General features: G+C 71.7%; 2 protein-coding genes. One reads left to right on the top strand and one right to left on the bottom strand.

Annotated features, from left to right (window positions below; all coding sequences use genetic code 11):
- A partial coding sequence (locus tag ACFWVD_RS28550) for an alcohol dehydrogenase catalytic domain-containing protein (protein WP_379247989.1) occupies positions 1-271 on the bottom strand: 271 nt, incomplete at its 3' end.
- 75 nt (positions 272-346) lie between these two features.
- Here ACFWVD_RS28550 and ACFWVD_RS28545 point away from each other — a divergent pair.
- Entirely contained in the window at positions 347-838 is a 492-nt protein-coding gene (locus ACFWVD_RS28545) for a MarR family winged helix-turn-helix transcriptional regulator (RefSeq protein ID WP_203351574.1), read from the top strand.
- The last annotated feature ends 81 nt before the right edge of the window (positions 839-919 follow it).

Here is a 919-nt window from a genome sequence, read left to right as displayed (position 1 = left end):
CCGCACACCCCCCCGCCGCCGTCAGTGCGGTGACGGGCCTGCCGATGCGGGCCGGGTCGACGCCGTCGCCGACCGCGGTGATGTGCCCGGAGGCCTCGAAGCCCGGGACGAAGGGGCGCGGGAGGGGGAAGCGGCCGTCGCGGGCCATGGTGTCGCCCCACTGGATCCCGGCGTAGGCGACGCGGATCGCCACCTGACCGGGGCCGGGGGTGGGCTCGTCGAGTTCGGTGACGCGGTAGTGGTTCTCGGCGTCGAGGAGGACAGCCTTCATCGTTACAGCCCCTTGTGCTGACTCAGTATCCTTATAGTCGAGGACAGTAGGTATATAAGGTTCCTGAGTCAACCCATGAACCTGTTAGTTGAGTGGGAGTGCGTGATGGAAGCCCCGGTCGATGAGTCCCTCTGCACCCGGATCAGGCGCTCGGAGCAGGCGCTGATGGCGCATCACGAGGCGGTGCTGCGCGGCTACGGGCTGACCATGACGCAGTACACGGTGCTGCTGGCCCTCTCCCGCGAGGGCGGCATGTCGGGCGCCCAACTGGCCCGTTCCTGCGGGGTGACGCAGCAGAGCATGAGCAGCGTGCTGGCCAACATGGAGGCCAAGCGACTGATCCGCCGCGAGGCGTCCCCGGTGCACGCCAAGGTGCAGATCGCGAGCCTGAGCGAGGAGGGCCGGGAGCTCCTGGACCGCGCCTACCAGGAGGTGGCCGTCCTGGAGCGGGCGCTCGCCGACGCCTTCACGCCCTCCGAGCACGCGGCGCTCGGTGAACTCCTGGACCGGGCGACGGCCGTGCTGATCGGGCAGACCCGCCGGACCGGGGCCGCGCCCGCCTCCTGAGCCCTCTCCCCCGCCCCGGTCCGCGCACGGAACCCGCCCGGGGGCGGGGCCGGGGCCGGGGCCGGGCAGGTTCCGTGCGGG

The sequence above is a fragment of the Nocardia sp. NPDC058666 genome (genome assembly GCF_042714895.1).
Lineage (GTDB): Bacteria > Actinomycetota > Actinomycetes > Mycobacteriales > Mycobacteriaceae > Nocardia.
The sequence above is the reverse complement of the archived record's forward strand: the minus strand, read 5'-3'. Positions and strand labels throughout refer to the sequence as shown.

What these genes read in the sequence shown, in the direction of transcription:
- ACFWVD_RS28545 (WP_203351574.1), top strand. Translation starts at nt 347, where the DNA reads ATGAACCTGTTAGTTGAGTGGGAGTGCGTGATGGAAGCCCCGGTCGAT.